Genomic DNA, 22,103 nt, shown 5'->3' on the forward strand with positions numbered 1-22,103 from the left:
GACGGAAAAGCCCTGCTAAAGTCCGTTCACTTGGGCGGGGGCAGGGGGCCCTCGTGGGGAGGGACCAGTACGTGGGCAGACACGCCCGGAGGACGGCAGGCGTGAGCGCCGCCGTCTCCGCACTCGCGGTCGCCGTCGCGACCGCCGTCACCGCCGTCGGCGGGGGCACCGCCGGTGCTACCGGCACCACCACCGGCACCGCCGAGATCACACTCACCGACCCGGCCTCCACCGAGCCGCGCACCGAACGCCCGCTCGTCGCCGGGGAGAGCGGTTATCTGCACCGGCAGAGCGGGGTCGCCGGGCTGCTGTGGACGGACTACACCACCGGCGCCACCGTCACCGTGTCGACCGCGGACGGCGTCTACACCCCGACCTCGCCCTGCGCCGCCGTGACCAACGCGTGCCGCACGGCCTGGTACGGCTCCGACGGCGATCTCGTCGCCCTGCCGACGGCGCTGTCGAGCAAGTCCGTCACCCTGTGGGACCCGGCGACGCGGACGACCTCCACGGTCACCTCGGCCTACTACTACCGTGCGCTCGCCGGCGAGACGGTCGTCACCGGCCGCACCCTCATCGACTTCCCGGGCGGGGAGCGCCGCGAGCGGACGGTCACCGGTGACGCGTTCACCATCCAGGACAACACGGTGGCCGCCGCCGACGCGCACGGCGTGCTGGTCAAGGACGGCACCGCGATCTCCTACGTCGACGTCGACACCGCCGTCGAGACCGGGGCCTTCGGGGAAGTCGCCTACGGCGGGTACGCCGTGATGAGCGACGACCGGATCGGCTGGTACGACGCCGACAACGGCGACCTGCACCTCAAGTCACGGACGGACCCGGCCGCCGAGGAGCAGACCTACGACCTGCCATACCTCGGCGAGCCGGACGGCGCCCCCGTCCTCACCGGGGACCGCCTGCTGCTGCCTCTGGACGCCGGCTCCGTCTCCGGGACCAAACTGGCGGCGGTGTCGCTCACCGACGGCTCCTCCGAGGTCCTGCTGGCGGCCTCCGGCGCCTACGCGCTGCCCGCCCCCGGCGACAACGCGCTGGTCAGCGGCGGCACGGGCGCCGACGACTGGTGGCTGCAGCGCGTCGGCCCGGACGCCGAGGACGGTACGCCCACCCTCACCCAGGTGGCCCGGACTCCGGCCGTGGAAAACGCCAAGACGGGGCTCGCCCTCAGCAGGGGCGCCCTGCGCGTGGTGGAGAGCGGCGGCGCCAGTTCCGTCCGCGTCCTCACCACCGACGGCGGTAGCGCCCTGCAGTCCTCGGCCGGCACCGACAGCGCCAAGATCAGCGCCGCCTGCCCGTACACCGGCGTGACCTGCGTCCCCCTCTGGGGCAACACGGGCTTCGAACCGAACGACGTGTACCTCACCACGTACACCAGCGGGACCGACCAGAAGCTCGACAGGATCAGGGCCACCGGCTCCTCCAACCCGGTCGAGTTCGGCACCTCCGGCGGCAAGATCGTCGACGTCTCGGACGACTACGTGGTTTACCAGTCCGGCGGCACCTCGCCCGCTCAGTACGTCTGGGAGCTGGACCAGGGCCAGCAGTTGAAGCGGAGCGTCCGCGCCGCCGCCCTGAACGGCTCCACCCTCTGGAGCGCCACCTCCGCCACCGGCCAGGTCACCTCCTACAGCCTCACCGCGGCGAAGACCCTCGCCACGGTCCCCCTCCCCGGCGCCGGCTGTGTCCCGACCGAGCTGCAGGCGGCGGGCCGCTGGCTGTACTGGGCGTGCGGCACGGCCTCGGCGGGCGTCTACGACACCAAGGCGGGGACATCGGTCGCGGTCACCCCGGGCGATGTCCTGCTGGGGGACGGCTTCACCGTCCGCCACGACCACACCACCGACGAACTGGTTCTCACCGAGGCGGCCACCGGGACCACCCGCACCCTTGCCTCCGGCATCCCGGACACCGGCCAGGACACCGACCGCCGCTACCGCTGGACGGTGGACGAGTACACGGGCCTGGTCGCCTGGTTCGACTCGTACGAGCGCACGCACGTCGCCACGACCGGCGTGCCCCCTTCGGCGCCGACCGCGTTCAGGACGGAGATCAACGAATACCTGGCCCCCTTGGGCGCCGCGAACTTCTGGAGCGCCACCTGGCTGCTGTCCCGCCCAGCCACCGCCTGGTCCCTGACCTTCACCTCGGTGCAGAGCGGCCCGACCGGCAGGGCCACCCGCACGATCACCGGCGGCGCCGCCACTGCGCACGTGGACGCCCAGTGGAACGGCCTGACCCCGGCCGGCGTCCGCTTCCCCAACGGGGCCTACACGTGGACCCTGAGGGCGACCGGCCTGGGCACCACCACGGCCGCCACGGTGGCCGGCGGCACCGGCTTCATCCACAAGGGCTCCCCGGTCCGCCACGACTACGGCAGCATCGACGGCCCCGACGGCATCGGCGACCTGCTCACCCTCACCACCTCGGGCAGCCTGACCGTCCACCGGGGCACGGGCAGCGGCAAGTTCTCGGAAAAGATCACCGGCACCGGCTGGCCCAGAACCATCACGGCCGTCCCCTTCGGCGACCTCAGCGGCGACCGCTGCAACGACGTCCTGGTCCGGTTGAGCAGCGGCGCCCTGCGCCTGTACAAGCCGGGCTGCAACTCGGCGGTCAAGCCGTCGACGGCGTACACCACCCTCGCCACCGGCGGCTGGAACCAGTACGACGTCCTCACCTCGCCCGGTGACGTCACCGGTGACGGCCGCCCCGACCTGATCACCCGCGCTTCCTCCACCGGCACGGTGTACCTCCACAAGGGCACGAGCACCGGCAAGCTGTCCTCCCGCGTGAAGCTGTACGACAACCTGAAGACGTACAGGAGGATCGTGGGCGCCGGGGACCTCAACGGGGACGGCATCGGTGACCTGCTGGCACAGGACAAGGCGAACACCCTCTACCGGTACCTCGGCACCGGCAAGGGCACCTTCTCCGCGCGCGTGAAGCTGTTCGCCGCCTGGGGCGCCTCCTACAACGCCGTCGTCGGCGTCGGTGACATCAACCGCGACGGCCGGGCCGACCTCGTCTCCCGGGACACCGGCGGCAGGCTGTACCGGCAGTACGGCGACGGCAAGGGCTCGTTCGGGTCGCGGACGCTGCTCGGGTCGGGCTGGGGCGGGTACACCTCCCTCTCCTGATTCCCCCTCAGGTGCGTCACCCGGCCGGGGTGTCCGCGCAGGACAACCCGGCCGGGGCATGATCCGCTGGTGGTGTGCAGCTGCTGCCCGAGCCCGTCCGCCGGTTCGCCGCCTGGTGTGCGGTGATCCTGCTCGGCGCGGGGGTGGCGTACGTCGGGATCCGGCTCTGCGCCACCTTTCGCGCGGCGGTGACGCCGGTGCTGCTCGCGCTGCTCGGGACCGCGCTGCTGCGGCCGCTGTACGGGCGGTTGGTGAAGGCGCGGGTGCCGCGGTCGACGGCGGCGGCGGTGACCTGCGTCGCCGTCGTCGCGGTGGTCGGCGGGGCGGTGTACATCGTCGTCGCCGCGCTGATCGACACCGGGGACCAGATCGTCGCCGCGCTGAAGGACGCGGCGCAGAGCGTCGCCGACCACTTCGGGGCGGCCGGGACCTCGCTGGACGACCTGGCCTCCCACGCCAGGGAGCTGCTGACGAAGTTCGGCGGGACGGCGGCCTCCAATGTGATCAGCGGGGTCAGTGTCGTCGGGGAGACCATCGCCATGGCCGTCCTCGCCCTGCTGCTCGTCTTCTTCTTCCTGCGGGACTCCCACCGGGCGGCCGAAACCCTGCGCTCCGTCGCCCCGCACGGCACCGCGGACACGCTGGAGGCGATGGGGCGGCGGGCCTTCGCGGCGGTGGAGGGCTTCATGCGGGGGACCACCCTCATCGCCTTCATCGACGCCGTGTGCATCACCGTGGGACTGCTCGTCCTCGACGTGCCGGGGGCTGTGGGGCTCGGCGCGCTCGTCTTCGTCGGCGCCTACATCCCCTACCTCGGCGCCTTCATCTCCGGGGCGGTCGCCGTGCTCGTCGCGCTCGCCGACCGGGGGGTCGTCGTCGCGCTGTGGGCGCTGGGGGTCGTACTCGCCGTGCAGGTGCTGGAGGGGCATGTGCTCCAGCCGGCGATCCAGAGCCGGACCGTGCAGATGCACCCGGCGGCCGTGATGCTCGCCATCACCGCGGGGGCGTCCGTGGCCGGCGTCCTCGGCATGCTGCTCGCCGTACCGTTGACGGCGGCGGGCTTCGGGGTCCTGCACGAGCTGCGGACGCGCTACGGCACCCCCGGGCCGTCTCCCGACGGCCCCGACGGCCCGGATTCGTAGAGCTCGAACCAGATGCTCTTGCCCTCGCCCCGCGGCGCCACCCCCCAGCTGTCCGCGAGCAGTTCGATGAGGACCAGGCCGCGCCCGGAGGAGGCCAGCTCGCCGGGGCGGCGTTTGTGGGGCAGGTCGTCGCCGCTGTCGGTGACCTCGACGCGCATACGCCGTTCGCCGGGCGTCCCGGTGACCTCGGCGACCAGCAGCGCGTCGGCGTCCGTGTGGACGAGGACGTTCGTGAGCGTCTCGGAGACGAGCAGCACCGCCGAGTCGACCTGGTCCTCGCTCGGCCAGTCGTGCAGCAGCTCGCGCAGCTGCTGGCGGCCCACGGCGATCCGCTCGGGCTCGGCCTGCGCGACCGTCAGCATCGTGCGCCGGACGGGCGTCCGTACCGGTGCGGCGGCGACCGGGCCGCCGCTCTCACCGCCATGGCGGCACAGCAGCAGGAGCGCGATGTCGTCCCCTCGGCGGTCGGCGAGCGGGCCGCGGGTGTGGTGGGAGGGCGGGCCGTGCACGGCCTGGACGAGCGCGTCGGCCAGTTCCTCCAGGTCTCCCTCCTGACCTTCCAGAATCCCGCGGAGCCGCCGCCACCCCGTGTCGAGGTCGTGGCCGCCGGTCTCCAGCAGGCCGTCGGTGCACAGCATCAGCGTCTCGCCGGGTTCCAGGGCGAGCCGGGTGATGGGGTAGTCGGCGTCCGGGTCGATGCCCAGCGGCAGCCCGCCGGCGGTCGCGCGGACCATGACCGTGCCGTCGGCCATGCGCACCGCCGGGTCGAGGTGCCCGGCCCGCGCCGTCTCCAGAACGCCGGTCACCGGGTCGAGCTCCGCATACAGGCAGGTCGCGAAGCGCGGGTCCGTGCCGTCCCCGTCCTGGTTGACGCCGTGGAGGAAGACGGAGGCACGGGAGAGCACGGCGTCGGGGCGGTGGCCCTCGGCGGCGTACGCGCGCAGCGCTATCCGCAGCTGGCCCATCAGCCCCGCCGCCCGCACGTCGTGCCCCTGGACGTCCCCCATGACCAGCGCGAACCTGCCCGTGGGCAGCGGGATCATGTCGTACCAGTCGCCGCCGACCTGGAGCCCGCCGCCGGTCGGTATGTAGCGGGCGGCCAGGGTCATGCCCGGTATCTCGGGGCCGAGCGTGGGCAGCATGGAGCGCTGCAGGCCGTCGGTCAGCTCGCGCTGGGTCTCCGCGGCGCCCGCGCGGGTGAGTGCCTGGGCCAGCATGCGGGCGACCGTGGTGAGCACGGACCGCTCGTCCGGGGTGAACGCCACCGGGTGGGTGAAGGCGGCCATCCAGGCGCCCATCGTCCGCCCGGCCACCGTCAGCGGCAGGAACGCCCACGACTCCCGGCCGAAGTGCGCGGCCAGCGGCCAGGTGAGCGGGTAGCGCTCCTTGTACCGCTGGGGCGAGGAGAGATAGACGGCCCGGCCGGTGCGCACGACCTCCGCGGCCGGGTAGTCCGTCTCCACCGGCATATGGGTGAAGGGGCCTTCGTCACCGGACTGCTGCCCATGGTGGCCGATGATCGTCAGCCGGTCGCCGTCGACGCCGAAGACGGCGAGCCCGTCCGGTGAGAACCCCGGCATCGCCAGGCCCGCCGCGACCCGCAGCACCTCCTCCGTGGACCGCGCCTCGGCCAGCGCCCGGCCCGCGTCCAGCAGGAACGCCTCCCGTGAGCGCCGCCAGTCACCGGTGACCGTGGTGCGCCCGGCGGGGGTGCCCGGCCGGGGCTCGGTGACCTCCTGGAGGGTGCCGATCAGCTCGTACGCCCGCTTCACCTGGTCGAACGACGGCTTGGAGCGGCTGCGGGCCACCCGGACCACCCGCCCCTGGTCGTCCATGATCCGGACCCGCACCTCGGCGAGGGTGCCCTCGGCGACGGCGAGCTGCACCACTCCGGTGATCTCGTTCCAGTCGACGGGGTGCAGCCGGGCCCGGGTCTGGGCCTCGGTGAGGACCGTCTCCTCGGGGGGCAGCCCGAGCAGCCGGGCGGCCTCGGCGTCGACCGTGACCAGCCCGGTGGCTGTGCTCCAGTGCCACAGGCCGGTCGCGAGGGAGGCGAGGACCTCCCCCACGGCGGGCAAAGACTCGCCAGCGCGCATTGCCCCACTTTAAGAAGACTGGAACGAGAAGTGCCACTGATCACCGGACCGGTATTGAGGGGAGGTGATCAGTGACTGCCCGGTACCCTGGGGGTTGTTTCACGTGAAACACGCCCCCGATCCGCGAAGACTGGATGAACGACGATGCATCGGTACAGGTCCCACACCTGCGGCGAGCTCCGCTCCTCTGACGTCGGCACCGACGTCCGGCTGAGTGGCTGGCTGCACAATCGGCGCGACCTGGGCGGCATCCTCTTCATCGATCTGCGCGATCACTACGGCATCACGCAGCTCGTCGCCCGCCCCGGCACGCCGGCGTACGAGGCGCTGGACAAGCTGACCAAGGAGTCGACGGTCCGTGTCGACGGCAAGGTCGTCTCGCGCGGCACGGAGAACGTCAACGCGGAGCTGCCGACCGGTGAGGTCGAGGTCGAGGTCGGCGAGGTCGAGCTGCTCGGCGCCGCCCAGCCGCTGCCCTTCACGATCAACACCGAGGACGGGGTCAACGAGGAGCGGCGCCTGGAGTACCGCTTCCTGGACCTGCGCCGCGAGCGCATGCACCGCAACATCATGCTGCGCACGGCGGTCATCTCGGCGATCCGGCACAAGATGACGGCGCTGGGCTTCAACGAGATGGCGACGCCGATCCTGTCGGCCACCTCTCCCGAGGGCGCCCGCGACTTCGTCGTCCCGTCGCGCCTGAACCCGGGCAAGTTCTACGCCCTGCCCCAGGCCCCTCAGCAGTTCAAGCAGCTGCTGATGATCTCGGGCTTCGACCGGTACTTCCAGATCGCGCCCTGCTTCCGGGACGAGGACGCGCGCGCGGACCGTTCGCCGGGCGAGTTCTACCAGCTCGACATCGAGATGTCGTTCGTCGAGCAGGAGGACGTCTTCCAGCCGGTCGAGAAGCTGATGACCGAGCTCTTCGAGGAGTTCGGCGGCGGCCGTCATGTGACGTCCCCCTTCCCCCGCATCCCCTTCCGCGAGGCGATGCTGAAGTACGGCTCCGACAAGCCGGACCTGCGGGCCCAGCTGGAGCTCGTCGACATCACCGACGTCTTCGAGGGCTCCGAGTTCAAGGCCTTCGCCGGCAAGCACGTGCGGGCGCTCCCCGTCCCGGCCGTCCAGGACCAGCCCCGCAAGTTCTTCGACCAGCTCGGTGAGTACGCGATCTCGCTGGGCGCCAAGGGCCTGGCCTGGGTGCGCGTGGCCGAGGACGGCTCGCTGACCGGCCCGATCGCGAAGTTCCTCACCGAGGAGAACGTCGCCGAGCTGACCAAGCGCCTGTCGCTGTCGGCCGGCCACGCGGTGTTCTTCGGCGCGGGCGAGTTCGACGAGGTCTCGAAGATCATGGGCGCGGTGCGGGTCGAGGCCGCCAAGCGGGCCGGTCACTTCGAGGAGGGCGTCTTCCGGTTCTGCTGGATCGTCGACTTCCCGATGTACGAGAAGGACGAGGACACGGGCGCCATCGACTTCTCGCACAACCCGTTCTCCATGCCCCAGGGCGGCCTCGAGGCCCTGGAGACCCAGGACCCGCTGGACATCCTGGGCTGGCAGTACGACATCGTCTGCAACGGCGTCGAGCTGTCCTCCGGCGCGATCCGGAACCACGAGCCGGAGATCATGCTCAAGGCGTTCGAGATCGCGGGCTACGACCGGGAGACCGTCGAGGACAAGTTCGCCGGCATGCTGCGCGCCTTCCGCTTCGGCGCCCCGCCGCACGGTGGCATCGCGCCCGGCGTCGACCGCATCGTCATGCTCCTCGCGGACGAGCCGAACATCCGCGAGACGATCGCGTTCCCGCTCAACGGCAACGCCCAGGACCTGATGATGGGCGCGCCGACGGAGCTGGAGGAGGCCCGGCTGAGGGAGCTGCACCTCACGGTGCGCAAGCCGCAGCCCAAGTAAGGCTCCGCCGACAGCGGGTCCCTGTGGTGAAGGGGCCGGAAACCACCGCGGTTTTCCGGCCCCTTCACTGCTGACCCGGCCCGTACGTCGTTTTCCGGCCCCTTTCGCGGGGAGTGCGAAAGGAACCCGGTGGCCGAGCGGATCTCCATGGCCGCGCTCAGGTAGCGCGCGGTCCTCACCGCAGCGGCTCCTCCGACGGCACGTTCCCGCCGCCCCGCCGCGGCCGAGCGCATCTCCGACCACCTCGGCGAGCTGACCCTCAGAGTCCCCCTCCCTGCCCCGCTTGACCGGTTCACCCCTCTCGTCCACCCCCTTGGAAACCTCACCGGCACCACACAGGAATCCCGATGGGTGATCACAGCGCCCTGCCGTCTCATGGAGGAGGAAGCCGACGAGGTTCGGCGGGGCAAGGGAGGAAAAGGGGCCATGACATTCGCCATCACACTCTCGGTGCTGCTGATCGTCGGCTCGGTGGCCGGGATCACGGCCCGGCGGGCCCGGCGGGGCCGTCCCCCGTCCGGCCTGGACGCGGAAGCGGAGGCCAACCACGCCCTCGTCCGCCTGACGGGCGGCCTGGTCCCGCCGGACGCGCGGACCTGGTCGAGCGCGGGGGAGGAAACTGCCCGCGCGCTGACGAGGGCGGCGGAATGCCACCGCGAGGCCCGGACCCGCCTGGCAACGGCCCGTACGGCGGCGGAGTACGCGGAGGTGACCCGGTTGGCGAGGGAGGGCCTGGACCACCTGCGAACGGCCCGAGCGGGCCTGGGCCTGGACCCGGCCCTCGCGACTACGTCCCGTTAGGCCGGAACAGGTCTTGGACGCTGTCGCACAGAATCGCGGTCTTCAGCCAGTGGACCTGCATATCGGGGTCGCTGCACTGCGCGATGCGCAGACAGTCGCTGTCGGTCACGTGAATCTGCCGTTTCTCCAGCACCCGGAACACGCCTTCGCTACGTCACCTGGCGATGCATCGGTGCAGGAGAGGATGCGCTCACGGACGTCCTCGGAGATCGCGAGGCCTCGTACCTCCAGGCTGATCTCCAGGAACTGACAGATTGCGTTCACGCCGCGGCGCTGATCAGGTCGCACCAGATGTATTTGCCGCCTCCGACGATGTTCTTGTGGTCCGGCTGCTGAACCCAGCCCCACCGCTCGGCCCAGTCCCGTACAAGAGCGAGGCCCCGACCCGTCTCCGTCTCCCACGGGGTGTCGCGGGACGGGCGGGGCGGCGTGGGGTCGTTGTCCCAGACGCCGATACGGAGGGTGCGGTGTTCCGCGCGGAGCTTTATGGCGGCGGGGCCCTTCGTGTGCCGCACGGCGTTCGTGACCAACTCGGTCGCCAGGAGTTCAGCGTCCTCGGTGAGGTCGGGGAAGCCGTGGGCGGCGAGGACGGCACGAAGGGTCTGCCGGCAGATGCGGACGGCTCGTGGATCGTTGGGGATGTAGAGGATGTACTCCCAGACGGCGGGGCTTACTTCGGAATCGGGCATGGCTGACTCCTGGTCGATGGGGGAGGCGGGTCCAGTGGCTCCGTCGCCGCCGTCATGGCATGACGGGGCGGTGCGCTTCCGGTTCCGGTTTCGCAGGGTGCGCGGCGCGTCACTGACGGTAGAGACTAAGGTTAGTGTCCTGCAACCCTTTGTCGTAGTCTGGTCACCCAATGTGGTGATGGCGGAGGTGCAGGTGCCAAGGAAGCAACCCACGGCCAGGCAGCAACGGTTGGGGCGCGAGTTGCGGCGACTGCGGGAAGCGTCTGGCATGACGGCACGTCAAGCGGCCGATGCTCTGGGCACGGTCGCGGTGACGATGAGCCAGATCGAGTCGGGCGTCACCGGGGTGAGCGAGGCGCGTCTGCGGAGGATGGCGACTCAATATGCCTGTACTGACACCGCGTTGATCGACGCCCTCGTGGAGATCGCGACCGACCGAACACGGGGGTGGTGGGAGGAATACCGGGAAGCACTCGGCCCCACCTTCCTGGACCTGGCGGAACTGGAGCACCACGCCCGGTGCCTTCAAGTGATCGCGACCGCCCACGTACCGGGCCTCCTCCAGACGGAGGACTACGCGCGTGCGGTGTTCGGCTACTGGGTGCCAGAACTCCCCGCCAGCGAGCAGAAGTTGAGGGTCACGTACCGCATGCGCCGCCAGCAGGTCCTTTCCCGTGCCGTGCCGTACGAAGCGATCCTGCACGAACCTGTGCTGCGCACCCGCGTGGCCGACCGACGCGTCGCCCGCGCCCAACTCGAACACCTGCTGCGGGAGTCGGAGCGACCGAACGTCGCGCTGCGGGTCATTCCGTTCGACGTCGACGGATTCGGTGGAGCGAGCTCATCGTTGGTATACGCCGGTGGTCGCGTACCCGCACTGGACACTGTCCAGCGGGACACCCCGTACGGCTCGGCCTTCCTCGATGCTGCCGCTCAACTCCACTCCATGCGAACACTCTTCCGTAAGGTGGAGTCGGCATCCCTCGACATCCCTCAGTCGCGGGACTTCATCCACCGCATGATGAAGGAGTTGTAGGACATGACCCAGTGGCAGAAGTCCACGTACTCCGGCGGCGCCGAGGGCAATGAGTGCGTCGAACTGGCCCGCGCCGACAACGAGCTGCTCCTCCGCGAAAGCGACGACCCCACCCGGATGATCCGCCTTCCGCCCGTAGCCCTCACCGCCCTCCTGCAACGCCTGCGCGCCCCCCGGCCATGAAGGCGGAGACACAGAAGGGCCCCTCCGTGAGGAGGGGCCCTTGCGTGTGACCGTTACGCCTCTTCCGGCCCGGCCTCCGTCATTCCGTGCACCGCCGGGATCGTCCCCAGCCGGCCCTTCTGGAAGTCCTCGAAGGCCTGCATCAGCTCGTCCTTGGTGTTCATGACGAACGGGCCGTAGTGGACCATGGGTTCGCGGATCGGCTGTCCGCCGAGGAGGACGACCTCCATGTCCGGGGTGTGGGAGTCCTGCTTCTCGTCCGCGCGGACGGTCAGCGAGGAGCCCGCGCCGAAGACCGCCGTCTGGCCCAGGTGGATCGGGCGGCGTTCCGCGCCGACCGAACCGCGGCCCGCCAGGACGTACGCCAGGCCGTTGAAGTCCTCCCGCCAGGGCAGGGTGAGCTCCGCGCCGGGGGCGAGCGTCGCGTGGATCATCGTGATGGGGGTGTGGGTGATGCCGGGGCCCGCGTGACCGTCCAGTTCGCCCGCGATGACCCGCAGGAGCGCGCCGCCGTCCGGGGTCGACAGGAGCTGGACGCTGCCGCCGCGGATGTCCTGGTAGCGCGGCGCCATCATCTTGTCCTTGGCCGGGAGGTTCACCCACAGCTGCAGGCCGTGGAAGAGACCGCCGGACATGACCAGGTGCTCCGGCGGCGCCTCGATGTGGAGGAGGCCCGAGCCGGCCGTCATCCACTGGGTGTCGCCGTTGGTGATGGTGCCGCCGCCGCCCTGGCTGTCCTGGTGGTCGAAGATGCCGTCGATGATGTAGGTGACGGTCTCGAAGCCGCGGTGGGGGTGCCAGGGGGTTCCCTTGGGCTCTCCCGGCGCGTACTCCACCTCGCCCATCTGGTCCATCATGATGAACGGGTCGAGGTGGCGGTAGTGGATCCCCGCGAACGCCCGGCGCACCGGGAAGCCCTCGCCCTCGAAACCGCTCGGCGCGGTGGTGACGCCGAGCACGGGCCGGGACAGGGCCTCGGCAGGCGTGGCGACGCGCGGCAGCGTCAGCGGGTTCTCGACGGTCACTGCAGGCATGGTCCCTACCTCCTTGGGCGACGTGCGTCCCAGTTTAGTTGAGCATTGAACTTTCTGCCACCCATAACGACGAAGGCCCGGAGGACATTCCCTCCGGGCCATGCCGTCCTCCGAACGGAGGATCAGTTGCTGAAGTACAGGTACTTCCACGCGCCGTACGTCGTCGAGTTCACGTTGTCACCGGACGTGCCGTTGACGTACACCGAGCGAACGCGCACCTTCCAGCCGGCCTCGCCCGCGGCCTCCAGCGACACCGCCGACTTCCCGTTCGAACCGACCGGGAAGTAGTACGGGTCGGACGGGTACCACGAACCCTGGTAGTAGACCTGCAGGTCGAAGCGCTGCTGGCGCCCCGGGTAGTAGGTCATGGTCGTGGTGATCAGCGGGTCGGTGTTCTTGTGGAACCAGTAGTACGAGGTCGAGCCGATCTTGCCCGTCTTGTAGTGCTTGGAGACGGCGGTGGAGATCTTGACCCGGGCGTAGGCCGTGACCTTCACGGTCCTCGGCTTGTAGCGGGCGTCGCCCGCGAAGACCGCGGTGACGGTGGTGTCACGGGTCATGTCGACCCACGCGGCGATGTTCCCGCTGGAGTTGACCGTGCCCTTCTTGATCAGCTTCTTCGGCTTGTCACCGCCGTACGGGTCCGCCCAGATCTCGACCGTGCGGTTCTTGTAGGTCGTCCCGAGGTGTGCCGTGAACTTCACGTCGGCGCCGTAGTTGTACAGCTTGCCGTTGTTGTTCAGGCTCAGGCTGGTCGCGGCGCGGGAGACCGCGACCTTGTCGGAGGCGGAGACGGCGGTGTGCTCGGCGTCGCCCGCGTAGGTGACCTTGTAGGTGACCGTGCCGCCGGCCGGCGGGGTGTCCGTGAAGGAGTACGTGCCGTCCGCCTTGACCGTGACGGCCGCGAGCGCCTTGCCGCTCGGGCTGTCCAGGTCGGTGCGGGTGACCGCGAGCTTGGCGCCGGTGGGCAGCGGGACCGTGGCCGAGAGTTTGCCGGTGACGGTGAGCTTCTTGGCGCGGGTGGCGGAGGTCGGGGCGTTGACGGTGAGGGTCGGCACGTTGAGCGCCGGGCCGGTGAACGCCTTGAGGGTGTACGTGCCGTCCGTGCCGGTCAGGGCGAACAGCCGCGAGGAGTCCGGCGACCAGGTCACCTCGCCCATGCCGGAGTTGCCGGCGTCGAAGCGGCGCACCGGCTGGGTGGTGCCCGGCTTGTAGACGGAGACGTGCTGGTCCCAGACCTGGGCGATCAGACCGCTCGGCGAGACGTCGGCCGTCCAGCCGACGTCCGCGAGCTGCCCGGCGGCGGTGAAGCCGCCGTTCGCGTACGACAGCTTCCGGTCGCCGCCGACGAGCACCTCGGAGGCGCCGGGCACGAGGTCGACATCGCTGTAGTAGGAGCCTCCGTCGCCCTTGGCGACCACCTGCACGGTGGCGCCGGAGACGTCGAGCACGTTCGTCGCGCCCGGGCTGTCGCCGCTGTCGGTGAAGGAGAGCAGACCCGGCACGGCCGGGTCCGCGTCGAGGACGGCCGCGTTGTAGTAGGGGGCGACGGCCTCCGGGAGCTGTCCGAGGGTCACGGCGGCGGCCGCGTCGGTGGCGGCGGGGTCGATGACGCCCAGATTGCCGTGGAAGCCGCTCGCGTCCGACGTCCGGTACGAGAACCACAGGCGCCCGCCCGAGAAGGCGGCCTCGCGCGGGTCGACGCCGGTGCCGAGGTCGTAGCGGGTCTTGACCTCCAGGGTGGCCGCGTCGACGGCCACGATCTCGTGGGTCGTCGGCAGGACCGCGTACAGGGTGAGACCGTCGCCCGAGAGCGCGAGGTCGCTGGGGCGGCCGAAGCCGACGTTCACGTCGACCAGGGTGCCGCTGTAGTCGGTGGCCAGGATCCGTCCGTTGGCCTGGTCCGCGACGAAGACGCGCTGAAGGGCGCCGTCCGCGACGAGACCGACAGGCTGGGTGAGCGTCGCCGGCTGGGCCGCGGCGGTCCCCGCCGCCGCGACGCTCAGCGCGACCGAGCTGAACAGGACCGCGAGCGCCGTCGCGGCCGAAGTGCTGCGCGTACGCACAGTGATGAACCCCCACAGGAAAACCCGGGGTTGCCGGGTGATGAGAGCGCCGCGCGGCGCCCGGACGCGACCACTGGAAGCGGTTGCGTGCGGGGCGCGGCTGCCTGGGGCAACCCTATGGCATGCCTGTGACAACCGGGGAGCGGGTTTTCGGGCGGCCCGGCCTGCTCAGCCGTACATCCTGCGCATCGCGAACTCGACCATCTGCTCGACCGCCTTGGCGTCGAAGACCATCCGGTGCTCGCCCTCCATGTCGAGGACGAAGCCGTAGCCGGTGGGCAGCAGGTCGATCACCTCGGCGCCGGTGATGACGAAGTACTTGGACTCCTTGCCGGCGTACCGGCGCAGCTCCTTGAGCGAGGAGAACATCGGGATCACCGGCTGCTGGGTGTTGTGCAGCGCGAGGAAGCCGGGGTTGTCGCCGCGCGGACAGTAGACCTTGGAGGTCGCGAAGACCTGCTGGAAGTCCTCGGCGGCCATCTGCCCGGTGGTGAAGGCACGGACCGCGTCCGCGAGGGAGGGCGGGGACGGCTCGGGGTACAGGGGCGCCTGCTGACCGTACCCGCCGGCCATCGGCTGCTGCGGCGGGGCGTACTGCTGCTGAGCAGCTCCGCCATCCATGTGCTGGCCGTATCCGTACATGGGCGCAAGCGTACCGAGGGCGCCCGGTCCGTGGGGCGGGACGGGGGCCGGTGTGACCTGTCACAGATTACCGGTTCGGGGTTGCGACTTATTACCGACGGGTAGCATCATCGAGAGCTACTAGTTGGTAAGTGAACTGGCGCGAGGATCCAAGTGCCTCGCCGATCTCTCTACGGAGCCGTCGCCATGGGGCACTACAAGTCGAATCTCCGCGACATCGAGTTCAACCTCTTCGAAGTACTGGGACGCGACAAGCTGTACGGCACCGGCCCGTTCGAGGAGATGGACACCGATACCGCGAAGAGCATCCTCGAGGAGCTGACCCGGCTCGCGGAGAACGAGCTGGCGGAGTCCTTCGCCGACGCCGACCGCAACCCCCCGGTCTTCGACCCCGCCACCAACACGGCACCGGTCCCCGCGTCCTTCAAGAAGAGCTACAAGGCCTTCATGGAGTCGGAGTACTGGCGTCTCGGCCTGCCCGAGGCGATCGGCGGCACCACCGCCCCGCCCTCTCTGATCTGGTCGTACGCGGAGCTGATCCTCGGCTCGAACCCGGCCGTGTGGATGTACTCCTCCGGCCCGGCGTTCGCCGGGATCCTCTACGACGAGGGCAACGACGTACAGAAGAAGATCGCGCAGATCGCCGTGGAGCGGACCTGGGGCTCCACCATGGTCCTCACCGAGCCGGACGCCGGCTCGGACGTCGGCGCCGGCCGCACCAAGGCGGTCCGGCAGGAGGACGGCTCCTGGCACATCGAGGGCGTCAAGCGCTTCATCACGTCCGGTGAGCACGACATGGAGGAGAACATCCTCCACTACGTCCTCGCGCGGCCGGAGGGCGCCGGTCCCGGCACCAAGGGCCTGTCCCTCTTCCTCGTCCCGAAGTACCTCTTCGACTTCGAGACCGGCGAGCTGGGCGAGCGCAACGGCGTCTACGCCACGAACGTCGAGCACAAGATGGGCCTCAAGGCCTCCAACACGTGCGAGATGACCTTCGGCGACCAGCACCCCGCCAAGGGCTGGCTGATCGGCGACAAGCACGACGGCATCCGCCAGATGTTCCGGATCATCGAGTTCGCGCGGATGATGGTCGGCACGAAGGCGATCTCCACGCTGTCGACGGGCTACCTCAACGCGCTGGAGTACGCCAAGGAGCGCGTCCAGGGCCCCGACCTGGCCAACTTCATGGACAAGACCGCGCCCAAGGTCACCATCACCCACCACCCCGACGTGCGCCGCTCGCTGATCACGCAGAAGGCGTACGCGGAGGGCATGCGCGCCCTCGTCCTCTACACGGCCTCGATCCAGGACGCGATCGCCGTGAAGGAGGCCACCGGCGAGGACGCCAAGGCCGAGCACGCGCTGAACGACCTGCTTCTGCCGATCGTCAAGGGCTACGGCTCGGAGAAGGGCTACGAGCAGCTCGCCCAGTCGCTGCAGACCTTCGGCGGCTCCGGCTTCCTGCAGGAGTACCCGATCGAGCAGTACATCCGCGACGCCAAGATCGACACCCTGTACGAGGGCACCACCGCCATCCAGGGCCAGGACTTCTTCTTCCGGAAGATCGTCCGCAACCAGGGCGCGGCGCTGAACTCCCTCGCCGAGGACATCAAGAAGTTCCTGGCGCTCGGGACGGGCGGCGAGGAGCTGGCGGGCGCCCGCGAGCACCTCGCCAAGGCCGCCGTCGAGCTGGAGGCCATCGTCGGCCTGATGCTGACCGACCTCGCCGCCACCGAGCAGGACGTCAAGAACATCTACAAGGTGGGCCTGAACACCACCCGCCTGCTGCTCGCCTCCGGTGACGTGATCGTCGGATACCTGCTGCTCAAGGGCGCCGCGATCGCCGCCGAGAAGCTGGAGACGGCATCCGCCAAGGACAAGGCCTTCTACACCGGCAAGATCGCGGCGGCGAAGTTCTTCGCGGCCAACGTCCTGCCCGGCGTCACCCTGGCCCGCAAGATCGCCGAGGGCGTGGAGCTCGACCTGATGGAACTGGACGAGGCCGCGTTCTGACCCGTCCCGCGACGGTGACTGGCCCGGCTCCCGGCGCGGCATGCTAGAAATGCGGCCCGGCCCCCCACCGGCCCCTCCACACCGTCCTCACGAGGGCCCGTTCCCGCGACCGGGAGCGGGCCTTCGTACGTCGTTAAGGTGAACCCCATGAGCGCACCCGCCCGCTTCGACCGCGGCCACACCGACGACCTCATGTCCTTCCTCACGGTGAGCCCGTCGCCGTACCACGCCGTGGCCAACGCCGCCGAGCGGCTGGAGAAGGCCGGCTTCCGGCAGGTCGCCGAGACGGACGCCTGGGACGGGACGAGCGGCGGCAAGTACGTGCTGCGCGGGGGCGCGATCGTGGCCTGGTACGTCCCCGAGGGCGCCGCGCCGCACACCCCCTTCCGGATCGTCGGCGCGCACACCGACTCGCCTAACCTGCGCGTCAAGCCGCTGCCCGACACCGGCGCCCAGGGCTGGCGCCAGGTCGCCGTGGAGATCTACGGCGGACCGCTGCTGAACTCCTGGCTCGACCGCGACCTGGGCCTCGCGGGCCGGCTGACCCTGCGGGACGGCTCCACGCGCCTGGTCGACGTCGGCCGCCCGCTCCTGCGCGTCCCCCAGCTCGCCATCCACCTCGACCGCGCGGTCAACAGCGACGGCCTCAAGCTCGACAAGCAGCGGCATCTGCAGCCCGTGTGGGGCCTCGGCAGCGACGTGCGCGACGGCGACCTGATCGCCTTCCTGGAGGAGGAGTCGGGGATCCCGGCGGGCGAGGTCACCGGCTGGGACCTGATGACGCACTCCGTGGAGCCGCCCGCCTACCTCGGCCGCGACCAGGAGCTGGTGGCCGGTCCGCGCATGGACAACCTGCTGTCCGTGCACGCCGGTACGGCGGCGCTGGTGGCGGTGGCGACCGGGGGCGCGGGGCTGCCGTACATCCCGGTGCTCGCCGCCTTCGACCACGAGGAGAACGGCTCCCAGTCCGACACCGGCGCCGACGGGCCGCTGCTGGGCAGTGTGCTGGAGCGTTCGGTGTTCGCGCGCGGTGGATCGTACGAGGACCGGGCGCGGGCCTTCGCGGGCACGGTGTGTCTGTCCTCCGACACGGGCCACGCCGTCCACCCCAACTACGCGGAGCGGCACGACCCGACGCACCACCCGCGTGTCAACGGCGGCCCGATCCTCAAGGTCAACGTCAACAACCGCTACGCCACGGACGGTACGGGCCGCGCGGTGTTCGCCGCCGCCTGCGAGAAGGCGAACGTCCCCTTCCAGTCCTTCGTCTCCAACAACTCCATGCCGTGCGGCACGACCATCGGCCCCATCACCGCGGCCCGGCACGGCATCCGCACCGTCGACATCGGTGTGGCGATCCTGTCGATGCACAGCGCGCGGGAGTTGTGCGGCGACGCCGACCCGTATCTGCTGGCGAACGCGCTGGTGGCGTTTCTGGAGGGATAGGGCCTGTCCGGGGGACGCGCCGAAGGCGCATGGGAGTTGACACTCCGGGTACCCGGTTTCCGTCGTGACCGGAACCACCGGTCACCGGACAGGGAGGCGACACTCATGGGCCTCGGCGGGTGCATCATCCTCATCGCCGTGGGAGCCATCCTCACGTTCGCGACCGACTGGGACATGCAGGGCGTCAACCTCGACCTGGTCGGAGTCATCCTGATGATCGTCGGCCTGATCGGCGTGACGACGTTCAGCAGCATCGCCCGGCGTCGGCGCGTGGTCGTGCCACCGCCCACCACGACGGTGGTCGAGAACGACCGGCACCGTCACGGGGACGGCTACAGCGACGGGTACGGCGTCTGACGCCACGTACGGCGGAGCTGACGGGCCGACAGATGGGGACATCTTGAGCATTCCGTAATACGGGGTGCCTTGTGGGCTTGTGCGAATATCATGAACACTCGGGGCTTGAGGCCCGGGGGGTGGAGACGCCGGGCCGGTACCACCAGCACCCGGGGGGCTCACCGTGCTCGACCTCGCGGTACCCCATGCCCCCCGGCCGCACCGCGCCCGTCGGCACGCCGCCCGCCGGGCCCACGCGGCCCCCGAGAAACCCGCTGTCCGCCCGCGCCTCGCCGTCCTCATCCCCGCCCACAACGAGGCGGACCGCGTCGGCGCCGCCATCGACGGCCTGCGCGACCAGACCCGGCGTCCGGACCTCGTCGTCGTGGTCTGCGACAACTGCACCGACGACACCGCCGAGGTCGCCGCCGCCCACGGCGCCCAGGTCTTCCACACACAGGGCAACACGCACAAGAAGGCCGGCGCCCTCAACCAGGCCATCGCCTGGATGATCCCCCACCTCGACGACCGCGACCTGCTCCTCGTCCAGGACGCCGACACCGTCCTGGACCCCTGGTTCGCCGAGACCGCCCTCGCCACCTTCAACCGCAGGGTCGGCGCCGTCGGCGGCGTCTTCTACGGCGAGGAGGGCGGCGGTCTCCTCGGTCTGCTCCAGCGCATGGAGTTCCACCGCTACGCCTGGGAACTGGAGCGCACCGGCGGCAAGGCCCAGGTCCTCACCGGCACCGGCACCATGTTCCGCGCCCGCGTCCTGCGCGAGGTGCGCGCCGCCCGCCGCGCCGGTGTCATCGGCGGCGGCACCGGGTACTACAGCCTCGCCTCCCTCACCGAGGACGACGAGATGACCAAGGCGGTCAAGACCCTCGGCTACCGGGCCATGTCCCCGGCCGGCTGCGCGGTCACCACCGAGATCATGCCCACCCTGGGCAAGCTGTGGCACCAGCGGCTGCGCTGGCAGCGCGGCGCCCTGGAGAACCTGCGCGACTACGGCTGGACCCGGGTCACCGCCCGCTACTTCGTCCAGCAGTTCCTGATGGGCTTCGGCGCGCTGTCCTTCCTGGTCTACCTCACCTACATGGTCACGTACACCACGCTGTACGGCTGGCCCGGCTTCTCGCCGTTCTGGACGGCGATCGGCCTGCTCTTCGTGGTCGAGAAGACCGTCTCCGTACGCCGCGCGGGCCCTAGGGCCGTACTGGTCGCGGCGCTGATGGTCCCGGAGATGCTCTACGACCTCTTCCAGCACGCCGTCTACTTCACCTCGCTGTGGGGGCTGTTGCGCCGCAGCGAGGAGAAGTGGGTGGCCACCTAGGCCCCTTGCCCCGGGCCCATCCCGAACCGCCCCCCACCAGCACCCCCTCTAGGAGAAGCACGATGTACGGACGAGTCATAGGCGCCGGCACCACGGGCGCCGGAGGCGCCACGCTGGCCGCCACCGGCCTGTGGATGAACAGCATGGCGCTGATGGTCACCGCCACCACCCTGGTGGCCGCGGGCGTGGCCCTGTTCAAGCTGGCCCCGCGCCCGCGCCGCCGCTGACCGCCGGACCTACTCGGGATCCATCCCGGCAAGGACCAACGGCAGCCGGTCCGCCCCGCCCCTGGTGAGGCGGACCGGGACGCCCCAGTCCTGCCGGTGGACGTGGCAGGCCGGGTATGCGTTCGCCGGATCGTCGTCGCAGCTCGCCGCCGTCGCGGAGACGTGCAGGACGCCTTCCGTGACCGACGGGTTCAGCTCCAGCTCGCGAGTGAGGTCGCTGTCCGCGCCCTCCCCCTTCAGCAGCAGCTCGGGCGGGGTGGCGGAGACGAGCAGCCGACTGGCCGGACCGTACCGCGTGTCGAGCTTCTGCCCGGCCGGTGGCTGGAAGACGACGTCCAACCGGACCGCCCCCGGGGCGACCTCCGTCGCCGCCCGCCGGGTGCGATGCGCGACGGCCTGGACCCGCACCGCCTCCTCCGGCAGCCGCAGCCGGGTCAGCCGGTGCCCGGCCGACTCCACCACCACGATGTCGTCGCCGACGAGGACGGCGTCGCTGGGCTCCCTCAGGTCGGTGGCGAGGGTGGTGACCTCGCCGGTCGCGGGGTCGTAGCGGCGCAGGGCGTGGTTGTAGGTGTCGCTGACGGCGACCGAGCCGTCGGGCAGGACGGTGACGCCCAGCGGGTGCTGGAGAAGGGCCTGCCCGGCGGCCCCGTCACGGTGCCCGAAGTCGAACAGCCCGCTGCCCACGGCCGTGCGGACGACCCCCTCCCGGTCCACCCACCGCAACGCGGACGTCTCGGAGTCGGCGAGCCACAGCCGGTCGGGAGTCGCGGCCAGCCCCGACGGCTGCGCGAACCACGCCTCGGCGACCGGTCCGTCGACGAGCCCTTCGTTGGTGGTTCCGGCGGCGACGGCGACCGTCCCCTCGGCCGGATCGTAGGCCCACAGCTGGTGGACGCCGGCCATGGCGATCCAGATCCTGCCGCCGAACAACGCCACGTCCCAGGGGGACGAGAGGTTGATCTCCCCTCCCGGGCCGGACGTGGGGTCCCCCTGCATCCACTGCTTCCCGGTCCCCGCGAGGGTCGTCACATCGCCCGAGGCGAGGTCGAGTCGCCGCAGGGCGTGATTGACGGTGTCCGCGACGACCACGGCCGACTCGTCGAGCAGCGCGAGCCCCTGAGGCTCGTTGAAGGCCGCCGTCCCGGCCCCGCCGTCGGCGAAGCCGCGCAGACCGGACCCGATCCGCCGGACGACACTCTCCCCGTCGGCGGCGAGCTCCACCAGCTGATGCCGGGTGGTGTCGCTGACGAGGAAGGTCCCGCCTGGCAGGACCACGGCCTTCCCGGGGAAGCGCAGGGCGGTCGGCTCCGGCTCCGGTGCCACGTACGGCCCGTCGCCGCGCCGCAGCGTCCCCTTCGCCCCGTGTTCGGCCTCCAGCTCCGCCACCAGCCGCTCGATGGCGTGCACATGCCCCTCACCGGAGTGCTGTGCGACGACGTACCCCTCGGGGTCGATGACGACCAGTGTCGGCCAGGCACGCACGGCGTACTGCTTCCAGGTCCCGAGCTCGGGGTCGTCGAGCACGGGATGCTCCACCCCGTACCGCTCCACCGCGTCGACGACAGCCCGATGCTCGGCCTCGTGCACGAACTTCGGCGAGTGCACCCCGATGACGACGACCGTGTCCCGGTGCTTCTCCTCCAGCTCGCGCAGTTCGTCGAGAACATGCAGACAGTTGATGCAGCAGAAGGTCCAGAAATCCAGCACGACAATACGCCCCCGCAGGTCAGCGAGGGTGTACCGCCGCCCGCCCGTGTTCACCCAGCCACCCTTGCCGATCAGCTCGGGGGCACGGACACGGACACGGCGGGGGGTGGGAGCGCTCATGGGCTCCAGGGTGCCATCGTCACCTGGATCGCTGACGCCTCGCATCGCGTGGAGCCGTGCCCGCGTCCGGTGCGGATGCTTGCGCGTCCTCGATCAGGAAGGCCTCGTCCTCCCCGAAGTCCGGGGCCTGGAAGGGGTTCGTCGTCGGGGGCGGCGATGCTGCGGT

17 protein-coding genes are annotated in these 22,103 nt (G+C 70.6%); 11 read left to right on the forward strand and 6 right to left on the reverse strand.

Annotation, left to right across the window (positions count from 1 at the left end; translation table 11 throughout):
• Positions 1 to 101: 101 nt before the first annotated feature.
• A complete protein-coding gene (locus ACIBVL_RS12445) occupies positions 102 to 3,155 on the forward strand; it encodes an FG-GAP repeat domain-containing protein (RefSeq protein WP_399096210.1) in 3,054 nt (1,017 codons plus the stop codon).
• 74 nt (positions 3,156 to 3,229) lie between these two features.
• Positions 3,230 to 4,297: an AI-2E family transporter gene (locus ACIBVL_RS12450; protein WP_399096213.1), complete on the forward strand. Its 1,068-nt coding sequence runs from the start codon at positions 3,230 to 3,232 to the stop codon at positions 4,295 to 4,297.
• On the opposite strand, the gene ACIBVL_RS12455 is transcribed toward ACIBVL_RS12450, so the two are convergent.
• On the reverse strand, positions 4,246 to 6,393 hold the full coding sequence (locus ACIBVL_RS12455; RefSeq protein WP_399096216.1) for a SpoIIE family protein phosphatase: 2,148 nt from the start codon (positions 6,391 to 6,393) through the stop codon (positions 4,246 to 4,248). The two genes, ACIBVL_RS12450 and ACIBVL_RS12455, sit on opposite strands and share 52 nt — an antisense overlap.
• Before the next feature lie 144 nt (positions 6,394 to 6,537).
• Here ACIBVL_RS12455 and aspS point away from each other — a divergent pair, with 144 nt between their 5' ends.
• Both aspS and ACIBVL_RS12465 read left to right on the forward strand, forming a co-directional pair.
• Positions 6,538 to 8,301, forward strand: coding sequence for an aspartate--tRNA ligase (aspS, locus tag ACIBVL_RS12460; RefSeq protein WP_399096219.1), 1,764 nt, complete (start codon positions 6,538 to 6,540; stop codon positions 8,299 to 8,301).
• 426 nt (positions 8,302 to 8,727) lie between these two features.
• The gene (locus tag ACIBVL_RS12465; RefSeq protein ID WP_399096222.1) at positions 8,728 to 9,102 is read left to right on the forward strand and encodes a hypothetical protein; all 375 of its coding nucleotides are present in this window, start codon (positions 8,728 to 8,730) and stop codon (positions 9,100 to 9,102) included.
• Positions 9,103 to 9,362: 260 nt separating this feature from the next.
• Here ACIBVL_RS12465 and ACIBVL_RS12470 read toward each other — a convergent pair whose 3' ends face one another.
• Complete coding sequence (locus ACIBVL_RS12470; protein ID WP_399096225.1) at positions 9,363 to 9,791, reverse strand: ATP-binding protein; 429 nt, start codon at positions 9,789 to 9,791, stop codon at positions 9,363 to 9,365.
• 178 nt (positions 9,792 to 9,969) lie between these two features.
• On the opposite strand from ACIBVL_RS12470, the gene ACIBVL_RS12475 reads away from it, so the two are divergent.
• Both ACIBVL_RS12475 and ACIBVL_RS12480 read left to right on the forward strand, forming a co-directional pair.
• Positions 9,970 to 10,827 (forward strand): helix-turn-helix domain-containing protein, encoded by an 858-nt coding sequence (locus tag ACIBVL_RS12475; protein WP_399096228.1) that lies wholly within the window; start codon positions 9,970 to 9,972, stop codon positions 10,825 to 10,827.
• Between the two features lie 3 nt (positions 10,828 to 10,830).
• Positions 10,831 to 11,010: a DUF397 domain-containing protein gene (locus tag ACIBVL_RS12480; RefSeq protein ID WP_399096231.1), complete on the forward strand. Its 180-nt coding sequence runs from the start codon at positions 10,831 to 10,833 to the stop codon at positions 11,008 to 11,010.
• A gap of 53 nt (positions 11,011 to 11,063) precedes the next feature.
• Here the strand turns inward: ACIBVL_RS12480 and ACIBVL_RS12485 are convergent, their stop codons facing one another.
• The 3 genes from ACIBVL_RS12485 to ACIBVL_RS12495 all read right to left on the reverse strand — a co-directional run bounded on the left by ACIBVL_RS12485 (position 11,064) and on the right by ACIBVL_RS12495 (position 14,752).
• The gene (locus ACIBVL_RS12485) at positions 11,064 to 12,044 is read right to left on the reverse strand and encodes a pirin family protein (RefSeq protein WP_399096234.1); all 981 of its coding nucleotides are present in this window, start codon (positions 12,042 to 12,044) and stop codon (positions 11,064 to 11,066) included.
• 122 nt (positions 12,045 to 12,166) lie between these two features.
• Positions 12,167 to 14,110 (reverse strand): YncE family protein, encoded by a 1,944-nt coding sequence (locus ACIBVL_RS12490; protein ID WP_399096237.1) that lies wholly within the window; start codon positions 14,108 to 14,110, stop codon positions 12,167 to 12,169.
• Between the two features lie 168 nt (positions 14,111 to 14,278).
• Positions 14,279 to 14,752: an SseB family protein gene (locus ACIBVL_RS12495; RefSeq protein ID WP_399096240.1), complete on the reverse strand. Its 474-nt coding sequence runs from the start codon at positions 14,750 to 14,752 to the stop codon at positions 14,279 to 14,281.
• A 186-nt stretch (positions 14,753 to 14,938) separates the two neighbouring features.
• Between ACIBVL_RS12495 and ACIBVL_RS12500 the strand changes: the two genes are divergently transcribed.
• From ACIBVL_RS12500 to ACIBVL_RS12520, 5 genes are all read left to right on the forward strand, one after another.
• On the forward strand, positions 14,939 to 16,765 hold the full coding sequence (locus ACIBVL_RS12500) for an acyl-CoA dehydrogenase (protein WP_399097204.1): 1,827 nt from the start codon (positions 14,939 to 14,941) through the stop codon (positions 16,763 to 16,765).
• Positions 16,766 to 16,912: 147 nt separating this feature from the next.
• A complete protein-coding gene (locus ACIBVL_RS12505; protein ID WP_399096243.1) occupies positions 16,913 to 18,211 on the forward strand; it encodes a M18 family aminopeptidase in 1,299 nt (432 codons plus the stop codon).
• A 105-nt stretch (positions 18,212 to 18,316) separates the two neighbouring features.
• A complete protein-coding gene (locus ACIBVL_RS12510; RefSeq protein WP_399096246.1) occupies positions 18,317 to 18,568 on the forward strand; it encodes a DUF6458 family protein in 252 nt (83 codons plus the stop codon).
• Positions 18,569 to 18,848: 280 nt separating this feature from the next.
• On the forward strand, positions 18,849 to 19,880 hold the full coding sequence (locus tag ACIBVL_RS12515; RefSeq protein WP_399097207.1) for a glycosyltransferase: 1,032 nt from the start codon (positions 18,849 to 18,851) through the stop codon (positions 19,878 to 19,880).
• Positions 19,881 to 19,942: 62 nt separating this feature from the next.
• On the forward strand, positions 19,943 to 20,107 hold the full coding sequence (locus ACIBVL_RS12520; RefSeq protein ID WP_399096249.1) for a hypothetical protein: 165 nt from the start codon (positions 19,943 to 19,945) through the stop codon (positions 20,105 to 20,107).
• Positions 20,108 to 20,116: 9 nt separating this feature from the next.
• Here the strand turns inward: ACIBVL_RS12520 and ACIBVL_RS12525 are convergent, their stop codons facing one another.
• Positions 20,117 to 21,937, reverse strand: a complete 1,821-nt coding sequence (locus ACIBVL_RS12525) for an NHL domain-containing thioredoxin family protein (RefSeq protein WP_399096252.1) — start codon at positions 21,935 to 21,937, stop codon at positions 20,117 to 20,119.
• Positions 21,938 to 22,103 lie beyond the last annotated feature (166 nt).

Source organism: Streptomyces sp. NPDC049687, from assembly GCF_044465285.1.
GTDB lineage: Bacteria > Actinomycetota > Actinomycetes > Streptomycetales > Streptomycetaceae > Streptomyces.

Coding starts and splice junctions, on each gene's coding strand:
- ACIBVL_RS12480 (WP_399096231.1), top strand. CDS start 10,831: ATGACCCAGTGGCAGAAGTCCACGTACTCCGGCGGCGCCGAGGGCAAT.
- ACIBVL_RS12475 (WP_399096228.1), top strand. CDS start 9,970: ATGGCGGAGGTGCAGGTGCCAAGGAAGCAACCCACGGCCAGGCAGCAA.
- ACIBVL_RS12520 (WP_399096249.1), top strand. CDS start 19,943: ATGTACGGACGAGTCATAGGCGCCGGCACCACGGGCGCCGGAGGCGCC.
- ACIBVL_RS12455 (WP_399096216.1), bottom strand. CDS start 6,393: ATGCGCGCTGGCGAGTCTTTGCCCGCCGTGGGGGAGGTCCTCGCCTCC.
- ACIBVL_RS12470 (WP_399096225.1), bottom strand. CDS start 9,791: ATGCCCGATTCCGAAGTAAGCCCCGCCGTCTGGGAGTACATCCTCTAC.
- ACIBVL_RS12485 (WP_399096234.1), bottom strand. CDS start 12,044: ATGCCTGCAGTGACCGTCGAGAACCCGCTGACGCTGCCGCGCGTCGCC.
- ACIBVL_RS12525 (WP_399096252.1), bottom strand. CDS start 21,937: ATGAGCGCTCCCACCCCCCGCCGTGTCCGTGTCCGTGCCCCCGAGCTG.
- ACIBVL_RS12505 (WP_399096243.1), top strand. CDS start 16,913: ATGAGCGCACCCGCCCGCTTCGACCGCGGCCACACCGACGACCTCATG.
- ACIBVL_RS12500 (WP_399097204.1), top strand. CDS start 14,939: ATGGGGCACTACAAGTCGAATCTCCGCGACATCGAGTTCAACCTCTTC.
- ACIBVL_RS12510 (WP_399096246.1), top strand. CDS start 18,317: ATGGGCCTCGGCGGGTGCATCATCCTCATCGCCGTGGGAGCCATCCTC.
- aspS (WP_399096219.1), top strand. CDS start 6,538: ATGCATCGGTACAGGTCCCACACCTGCGGCGAGCTCCGCTCCTCTGAC.
- ACIBVL_RS12465 (WP_399096222.1), top strand. CDS start 8,728: ATGACATTCGCCATCACACTCTCGGTGCTGCTGATCGTCGGCTCGGTG.
- ACIBVL_RS12495 (WP_399096240.1), bottom strand. CDS start 14,752: ATGTACGGATACGGCCAGCACATGGATGGCGGAGCTGCTCAGCAGCAG.